General features: G+C 68.2%; 8 protein-coding genes. 1 reads left to right on the plus strand and 7 read right to left on the minus strand.

Going from position 1 to position 8,892, the window contains the following annotated elements; translation table 11 throughout:
• Positions 1-24 precede the first annotated feature (24 nt).
• The 7 genes from EJK15_RS42165 to EJK15_RS42195 form a co-directional block, all read right to left on the minus strand.
• On the minus strand, positions 25-957 hold the full coding sequence (locus EJK15_RS42165) for an aldo/keto reductase (protein ID WP_138716078.1): 933 nt from the start codon (positions 955-957) through the stop codon (positions 25-27).
• 116 nt (positions 958-1,073) lie between these two features.
• The gene (locus tag EJK15_RS42170; protein ID WP_240777562.1) at positions 1,074-2,066 is read right to left on the minus strand and encodes an ABC transporter permease; all 993 of its coding nucleotides are present in this window, start codon (positions 2,064-2,066) and stop codon (positions 1,074-1,076) included.
• Positions 2,063-3,544 (minus strand): sugar ABC transporter ATP-binding protein, encoded by a 1,482-nt coding sequence (locus EJK15_RS42175; RefSeq protein ID WP_138716079.1) that lies wholly within the window; start codon positions 3,542-3,544, stop codon positions 2,063-2,065. The genes EJK15_RS42170 and EJK15_RS42175 overlap by 4 nt, the downstream gene beginning before the upstream one ends.
• Positions 3,544-4,566, minus strand: a complete 1,023-nt coding sequence (locus EJK15_RS42180; protein WP_138716080.1) for a sugar ABC transporter substrate-binding protein — start codon at positions 4,564-4,566, stop codon at positions 3,544-3,546. Before EJK15_RS42180 ends, EJK15_RS42175 begins: the two co-directional genes overlap by 1 nt.
• Before the next feature lie 7 nt (positions 4,567-4,573).
• Complete coding sequence (locus EJK15_RS42185) at positions 4,574-5,317, minus strand: SDR family NAD(P)-dependent oxidoreductase (RefSeq protein ID WP_240777563.1); 744 nt, start codon at positions 5,315-5,317, stop codon at positions 4,574-4,576.
• A gap of 31 nt (positions 5,318-5,348) precedes the next feature.
• A complete protein-coding gene (locus EJK15_RS42190; RefSeq protein ID WP_240777564.1) occupies positions 5,349-6,614 on the minus strand; it encodes an enolase C-terminal domain-like protein in 1,266 nt (421 codons plus the stop codon).
• 20 nt (positions 6,615-6,634) lie between these two features.
• Entirely contained in the window at positions 6,635-7,480 is an 846-nt protein-coding gene (locus EJK15_RS42195) for a fumarylacetoacetate hydrolase family protein (RefSeq protein ID WP_138716082.1), read from the minus strand.
• A 312-nt stretch (positions 7,481-7,792) separates the two neighbouring features.
• Between EJK15_RS42195 and EJK15_RS42200 the strand changes: the two genes are divergently transcribed.
• A partial coding sequence (locus tag EJK15_RS42200) for a cytochrome P450 (RefSeq protein ID WP_138716083.1) occupies positions 7,793-8,892 on the plus strand: 1,100 nt, incomplete at its 3' end.

Genomic DNA, 8,892 nt, shown 5'->3' on the forward strand with positions numbered 1-8,892 from the left:
TGAGGCGGACCCGCCTCCAGGCACCTATCCCGCCTTGGGCAGCAGTCCTTCGGACTCCAGCTCCTCCCACAGCTCCTCGGGAACCGGACGGGACCACAGGGCGGCGTTCGCGGTGACCTCCTCCGGCGCGCGGGCGCCCAGGACGATGGCGGCGATCGCCGGGTGGCGCAGGGGAAAGGCCATGGCCGCCTGGGGCAGGGAGACGCCGTGGCGTTCGCAGATCCGGGCGATGCCGGTGGCCCGCTCCACCAGCGGCGCCGGAGCCGGCTGGTAGTCGTACGTGCCCGACGGCCTGGGCGTGGCCAGGATGCCGCTGTTGAAGACACCGGCCGCCAGCACCTTGACGCCGCGTTCCGCGCACGCATCCAGGAGCGGCAGGCCCGACTGATCGAGCAGGGTGTAGCGGCCCGCGAGCATGACGACGTCGATGTCGGTCTCCTGGACGAAGCGCAGCGGCACCTGCCACTGGTTCATGCCGACGCCGATCGCCTGCACCACGCCCTCGGCCCGCAGCTCGGCCAGCGCCGGGTACGCCTCCGAGACCGCCTGTTCCACATGGTCGTCGGGGTCGTGGATGAGCGCGACGTGGATGGCAGGCAGCCGCAACCGTGCCAGGGACTCCTCCAGCGACCTGCGTACGCCGTCGCGGGAGAAGTCCCACACGCGCTCGTACTCGGCCGGCACGTCGAAGCCACCGTCGTCACGGCCGTCGCGGGACGGCGAGGGCACGAGCAGGCGGCCGACCTTCGTCGACAGGACGTAGCCCGAGCGGCCGGCGAGCGCCGCTCCGAGGCGGCGCTCCGACAGGCCCAGCCCGTAGTGCGGCGCCGTGTCGAACAGGCGCACGCCGCTCTCCCAGGCCGCGTCGACCGTGGCGCGGGCCTGCTCGTCCGTCACCGCCTGGAACAGGTTTCCGATGGGGGCGCCGCCGAACCCGTGGCGGGGCAGCTCGATCACACCGCACCTCCCAGAGACACCGGACCAACTGAACGATTCTCGATCACGCCGCACCTCCCAGAGGCACCGGACCAACTGGACGATTCTCGGTCACACCGCGCCTCTGAGCCGTGCCATCAATCTTGTGCCTTTCCGCCCGCTATTCGGCTGATCATCAGCGCGATGAGGATGATGCCGCCGTAGATCACCGGCTGCCAGAAGCCGGAGACGCCGATGAGCGTCAGGATGTTCTGCACCAGGCCGATCACCAGCACACCGGTGAGCGCGCCGAGGATCGTGCCCTTGCCGCCGTCCATGCTGACGCCGCCGATGACGGCCGCGGCGAACACCATGAAGATCCAGCCGACGCCCTGGTTGTTGCCGATCGCGCCGAGACGGCCCGTCTCCAGGATGCCGGCGAGCGCCGCCAGCGTCCCGCCCAAGATGAACACGCCGAACAGCACCCGGTCCACCCGGATGCCGGCGGCGCGGGCCGCGTCGATGTTGCCGCCGATGGCGTAGAGGGCGCGGCCGAGCCTGAGGTAGCCCAGGCCGTAGATGCCCGCCGCGAACAGCAGCCCCGCGATCCAGATGGCCGCGGGCAGGCCGAGCCAGGTGGCGCTGCCCAGGTAGAGGATCGAGTCGGGGAGCTGGAACAGCGTCTTGCCCTCGGTCGGCCCCTGCAGGAGGCCGTGCACGATGATCAGCATGGCCAGCGTGACGATGAAGGCCGAGAGCTTGAACCTGACGATCAGGAAGCCGTTGAAGGCGCCGATGGCCGCGCCGATCAGCAGTGCGAACACGATCACCAACTCGCCGGGCAGCCCGATGCCGAACCCGCCCGCCGACACCGGGATCACCAGCATCACCGCGATGGCGGGGGCGGTGCCGACCGTCGACTCGATCGACAGGTCGAACTTGCCCGCGATCAAGATCATGGCCTCGGCCAGCACGAGGAGCGAGATCGCCGCCTGCTGCTGGAGCACGTTCGTCAGGTTGCCCGGGGTCAGGAAGGTCGGGTCCAGGAACGCGCCCACGACGAGCAGGATCACGATCACCGGCACGAGGGTCAGGTCACGGAACCTGGCCAGCCGCACCCGAGGGGCCGGCGCCGTCAAAGTGGTGGTCAATCTTCTATGCCTTCCATCACGGCCACGAGCTCGTGGTCCGTCCAGCCACGGGGCACGTCCTTGACGACCCTGCCGTGGAACATCACCATCACCCGGTCGCAGATCCGCAGGTCGTCGAGCTCGTCGGAGACCACCACGGCCCCCGCTCCCCGCTCGACCGCGTCCTCGACGGCGCCGAGCAGGGCCTGCTTGGCCTTGACATCGACGCCGGCGGTCGGGTTGATCACGACCAGCACCGTCGGGTCGTCCACGAGGGCGCGCGCGAACACCACCTTCTGCGCGTTCCCCCCGGACAGGTCGCCGACCGGCTGATCAGGCCCTTCGGTCTTGATATCCAGATTCTCGATCAGCTGCTCGGCCCTGGCCCGGCGGCGCGTCGGGAACACGATGCCGTATCGGCCCAGCTTGCGGGCGATCGGGAACGTGGTGTTCTCCCCCACCGAGAGCAGCGGGACGAAGCCCTCGTGATGCCGGTCCTCCGGCACGAACCCGAGGCCGGCCCGCATCGCGGAGGGCACGTCGCCCGGCCTGACCCGTGTGCCGTTGACCGTGACCGTGCCCGAGTCCGCCTTGCGCAGCCCGACCAGGGTCTCGGCCAGGCCGACCTTGCCGCTGCTCGCGGACCCGGCCAGGCCCACGACCTCGCCAGATTTAACGGAAATATCAACATTTGCGTAGCGGCCGCCGATCGACAGGTTCTCGCCCGACAGCACCACCTTGTCGCCGGGGCTGCGCGTGCGGGACTCGTACGCGGCCGTGGCCTCGCCCGTCATCGCGGCCACCAGCTCGTCGTGCGGCAGGTCGGCGACCGGCTTGGTCATGATGTGCCGGGCGTCACGGAAGACCGTGACGGTCTGGCAGATCTCGTAGACCTCATCGAGGTGGTGCGAGATGTACATCATCGTGACGCCCTGCTCGCGCAGCGACCGCATGCGCGCGAACAGCCGCTCGATGGCCGGCCCGTCGAGCCTGGCGGTGGGCTCGTCGAGGATGATGAATCTGGCCCCGAACGACAGCGCGCGGGCGATCTCCACGAGCTGGCGCTGCTCGACGCTCAGGTCCCCGGCCAGGGCCTGCGCGTCGACGTCCACCTCGTACGTGTCCAGCAACTCCCGCGCCCTGGCCCGCAGCGCCGGCCAGTTGATCGGCCCCGCCTTGGCCGTCTGGCGGTTGAGGAAGAGGTTCTCCGCGACCGTCAACGCCGGGATGATCGTGGACTTCTGGTAGACGCAGGCGACGCGCTGCCGCCAGGCGTCGCGGTCGGCGAGGGCGGGCGCCGCCTCCCCGGAGAACAGCACCTCGCCCTCGTCAGGCCGCTGGAGCCCGGTGAGGATCGACACCAGGGTGGACTTCCCGGCGCCGTTCCTGCCGACGAGCGCATGCGTCTCGCCCTCGGCGATCGCGATCCCCGCGCCGTTGAGCGCTATGGTCGGGCCGAAGCGCTTGACGACGTTTCGGGCTTCAACGTGATTGTTCATTAGTTGACCTGGTTACCCCAGAGACTCTTGTCGTCCACGTTCTCCTTCGTCACGAGCGGCGCGGGGAGCTGGTCCTCCAGGCCGTTCGGAAGCTGGATGATCGTGCTGTCGTGGTCCGTCGGCCCCGGCTTGAACGTCTTGCCCTCCAACGCGGCCTTGGCATAGAAGAGCGCGTATTTGGCGTACAGGTCGGCCGGCTGCGACACCGTGGCGTCGATCTCACCCTTGCGGATCGACTCGAACTCCTGCGGGATCCCGTCGTTGGAGACGACGAAGACGTGCTTGGGGTCCTCGGGTGCGACGAGCAGGCTCTTCTGCTTGAGCACCTGCAGCGTCGGGGCCAGGTGGACTCCGCCCGCGTGCATGTAGACACCCTTGATGTCAGGGTTCTGCTCCAGGCGGGTCTGCAGCATGGAGGCGGCCTTGCTGCCCTCCCACTCGGTCGGCTCGCTGAACACCGTGATCCCGGGGAACTTGGTCTTCATGCAATCCAGGAACGCCTCCGACCTGTCGCGGCCGTTGATCGAGCTGAGCGCGCCCTGGAGCTGCACGACCTTGCCCTTGCCGCCGAGCTTCTCACCGAGGAACTCGCACGCCTTGGTCCCGTACGCGCGGTTGTCGGCGCGTACGACCATGTAGACCTTGCCCTTGTCCGGCCGGGTGTCGACGGTCACGACGGGGATCTTCTTGTTCTCGAGCTGCGTCAGCGTGTTGGCGATGGCGCCGGTGTCCTGCGGGGCCATGACGATCACCTTGGCGCCCTGGCCGGTCAGCGCCTGCACGTTGTTGACCAGCTTGGCCACGTCGTTCTGCGAGTTCGTGGCGGGCATGAGGTCCACCTTGAGCTCGCTCGCCATCTGCGGGACGTACTTGATGTAGGAGTTCCAGAAGTCGGAGTCGGCCCTCGGGTGGTCGATGCCGACCTTCCCGCCGCCGCTTCCTGTTTCCGTCGTCGTCCCTGAACCACACGCGGTGACGACCGCCAATAGGGCCGCGCCTGCGACCACCCGTCCGAACTTCATGGGGGGATTACCTTTCTTCGTTGTGTGGCCGGAGCCGGAGCCCCTGCATGCCGCCGTCGACCGCGAGCGCGGTCCCGGTGGTCGCACCGGCCTGGGGGCTGGCGAGGTAGGCGATCGCCGCGGCGACCTCCTCCGCGCTGACCAGGCGGCCCATTGGCTGCCTGGCGCTGAGCGCCGCGCGCTCCGCCTGGGGGTCGGGGGCGGTGGCGAGCAACTTGGTGACCCACGGGGTGTCCGCGGTGCCGGGATTGACGCAGTTGACCCGGATGCCCTCATGTAGGTGGTCCGCGGCCATCGCCAGCGTCAGCGACAGCACCGCCCCCTTCGTCGCGCTGTAGAGCGCCCGCTCGGGCAGCCCCGCCGTGGCCGCGATCGAGCAGGTGTTGACGATGGCGGCGTGCTCGGACCTCCTGAGGTAGGGCAGCGCCGCCCGCGCCACCCGGACCATGCCGAACACGTTGACGTCGAACACCTTCTGCCACTCGGCGTCCGGGTTGTCCTCGACGGTGCCCTGTGCCCCGATGCCCGCGTTGTTGACGAGCACGTCGATGCCGCCCAGCCGCTCGGCCGCCTCGGCCACCGCCGCCCGTACGCCGGCGTCGTCGGTGACGTCCATCTTGATCCCGATGAACGGCTCACCTGGCGGGTTCAGGTCGAGGCAGGCGACTTTCATACCGTGCTCGGCGAGCAACGTGGCCGCGGCCAGCCCGATGCCGGAGCCGCCGCCGGTCACGATCGCTTTGAGGCTCACGCATCCCTCCAAACCTCGGTCGGTGTACGGATCACGCGTCCCTCCAGACCTCTCCACCGGGGAAGGTGTGGGCGGCGATGGACTCCGGGCGCATCTCGGAGCCGAAGCCGGGCGCCGACGGGGGGACGTACCGGCCGTCGCGGATGACGACCGGGTCGACGAAGTGCTCGTGCAGGTGGTCGACGTACTCGATCACACGGCCGTCCATGGTCCCGGTGATCGCCACGTAGTCGAACATCGACAGGTGCTGCACCAGCTCGCACAGCCCGACGCCGCCCGCGTGCGGGCACACGGGCACCCCGAACTTGGCCGCGAGCAGCAGGATCGCCACGTTCTCGTTGACCCCGCCGACGCGGGCCGAGTCGATCTGCAGGTAGGAGATGGCTTTGGCCTGCAGCAGTTGCTTGAACACGATGCGGTTCTGCACGTGCTCGCCGGTGGCCACCGGGATCGGCTCGATGGCCCTGGCGATGGCGGCGTGGCCGAGCACGTCGTCGGGGCTGGTCGGCTCCTCGACCCAGTGCGGGTTGAACTCGCGCAGCGCGTTGATCCACTCGATGCCCGAGCCGACGTCCCAGCGCTGGTTGGCGTCGATCGCGATCGGAAAGCCCGGCCCGCAGACCTCGCGCGCCACCCTGAAGCGGCGCCTGTCGTCGTCGAGGTCCGCGCCGACCTTGAGCTTGATCTGCCCGAACCCCTGCTCGATGGCCTCCTTGCAGAGCCGCCGCAGCTTCTCGTCGTCGTATCCGAGCCACCCCGGCGAGGTCGTGTACGCGGGATAGCCGGCCTCGAGCAGCCGGCCGATCCGCTCTTCCTTCCCCGCCTCCGCGTTGCGCAGGATCCGCAGGGCGTCGTCCCTGGTCAGCGCGTCGCTCAGATAGCGGAAGTCAACGAGATCGACGATCTCTTCGGGGGACATCTCGGACAGCAGCCGCCAGACCGGCTTGCCCGCGCGCTTGGCCTTGAGGTCCCACAGCGCGTTGACCACGGCGGAGATCGCCATGTGCATGACGCCCTTCTCCGGCCCCAGCCACCGCAGCGGCGAGTCGTTGACCATGTCCTTGTACAGGGCGCCGAGGTCCTCGACGTCCTTGCCGAGCACGTACGGCTCCAGCGCGCCGATGGCGGTGGTCTGGATGTCGTTCCCGCGCCCGATGGTGAACGCGAACCCGTGCCCCTCGAATCCGTCATCCGTCTTGAGCACGACATAGGCCGCGGAGTAGTCGGGATCCGGATTCATCGCATCAGAGCCGTCGAGCTCCCGCGAGGTCGGAAACCGCACGTCGTGCGTCTCCATCCCAACGATCTTGTACGCCATCATGCCTGCCCCACCGTCTGCCGCTGCCGCCCGAGCCCCTCGATCTCCAGCTCCATCACGTCACCGGCCCGCAGGTACGGCTGCCCCGGCATCCCCAGCGCCACACCGGCCGGGGTGCCCGTGTTGATCACGTCACCCGGCTCCAGCACCATGAACTGGCTCAGATAGCGCACGATCTCCGCCACATCGAAGATCATGTTCTTGGTGTCGCCGTCCTGGCGGAGCTCGCCGTTCACCCAGAGGCGCAGCGGCAGGTTCTGCGGGTCGCCCACCTCGTCCGCGGTCACCAGCCAGGGACCCAGCGGGTTGAACGTCTCGCACGACTTACCTTTGTCCCACTGCCCGCCACGTTCGAGCTGGAACTCGCGCTCCGAGACGTCGTTGGAGATCGCGTAACCGGCGACCACGCCGAGCGCCTCCTCCTTGCTGCCCAGGTATCGGGCCTCCTGGCCGATGACGACGGCCAGCTCGACCTCCCAGTCGGTCTTCACGCTGCCCCGCGGAACGAGCACCTCGTCGTACGGGCCGACCATGGTGTTGGAGGCCTTCATGAACACGACGGGCTCGGCGGGCGGCTCCGCGCCGGACTCGGCGGCGTGGTCGCTGTAGTTCAGGCCGATGCAGACGATCTTGCCCGGACGCGCGATCGGAGCGCCGATCCTCAGCCCCTCGGCGTCGACGACCGGCAGGTCACCGCGCTCGAGCGCCTCACGGACGCGCGCCACTCCCCCGGAGGCGAGGAAAGCGCCGTCGATCTCGGGCTCTCCGATGTCGCGCAAGTTACCGGCGTCATCCAGCACCACCGGCCGCTCCTGTCCGACAGGTCCTACTCGCAGCAGCTTCACACCGCATCCTTCACATATACATCGGATGTCTCGTGTTCCGATGCTCGTGCGGTCCAACGGTATGTGTCAAGGGTGAGGACGACGAAACATCCGATCCGTGACCTGGGGATACCTCCCAAAGCGAGGGACCGGGAGCCTGTGAACCCGTTTTACCGCCCCGGCGCCTGTGTTCACGCCGCAGAAATTTCGCCAGGGGAAGACATCGGAGGTCGAACCGCTGCTCATGTAGCCTCCTTGACGGTCGTACAGTGACGTAATAGAACACGTTTCAGTACGGTCTAACCAAGCGCTTGAGGCAAGAGGGTGAACCGGGTGCACATCGACCTCGTCGACAGAGACCGCTACGCGACCGCTGGACCGCCACACGACCAGTTCGCCTGGCTGCGCGCGAACTCTCCCGTTCACTGGCACGAGGGCGAGCCCGGCTTCTGGGCCGTCACCCGCTACGAGGACGTCGTCCACGTCTCACGCCACTCCGATCTGTTCTCCTCGCACCGCAAGCTCGCCCTGTTCGACGATCTGCCAGAGGAGCAGATCGCGATGCAACGGCTCATGATGCTCAATCAGGACCCTCCAGAGCACACGAGACGCCGTTCTCTGGTCAACCGGGGCTTCACCCCGCGCACGATCCGTGCCCTCGAACAACACATCCGTGACATCTGCGATGACCTCCTCGACAAATGCACGGGCGAGGTCGACTTCGTCACCGAGGTCGCCGCACCCCTGCCTCTCTACGTGATCTGTGAGCTGCTCGGCGCCCCCGTATCCGACCGCGACAAGGTCTTCGCCTGGTCCAACCGCATGATCGGGGCGCAAGACCCCGACTACGCCTCCCGGCCGGAGGAGGGCTCCGCCGCCGCCATGGAGGTCTACGCCTACGCCAACGAGCTGGCGGCGCAGCGCAGGGCCAACCCAAGGAACGACATCGTCACCAAGCTCCTGCAGCCCGACGAGAACGGCGAAACTCTCGACGAGAACGAGTTCGACCTCTTCGTCCTTCTTCTGGTGGTCGCGGGCAACGAGACCACCCGTAACGCGGCCTCCGGCGGCATGCTCGCCCTCTTCGAGCACCCCGGCCAGTGGGACCGCCTCGTTGCCGACCCCACCCTGGCCACGACGGCTGCCGACGAGATCGTCCGCTGGGTGTCCCCGGTCAACCTGTTCCGCCGCACCTCCACAACGGACCAAGTGCTCGGCGGCCAGCAGATCAAGGCGAACGACAAGGTCGTGGTCTTCTACGCCTCCGCCAACCGCGACGCCACCGCCTTCCCAGACGCCGGCGTCTTCGACATCGCCCGCAACCCCAACCCGCACATCGGCTTCGGAGGCGGCGGCGCCCACTTCTGCCTCGGCAACCACCTCGCCAAACTGGAGCTACGCGTCCTGTTCGAACAACTGGCCCGCCGCCACCC

The sequence above is a fragment of the Nonomuraea basaltis genome, from assembly GCF_005893125.1.
GTDB lineage: Bacteria > Actinomycetota > Actinomycetes > Streptosporangiales > Streptosporangiaceae > Nonomuraea > Nonomuraea basaltis.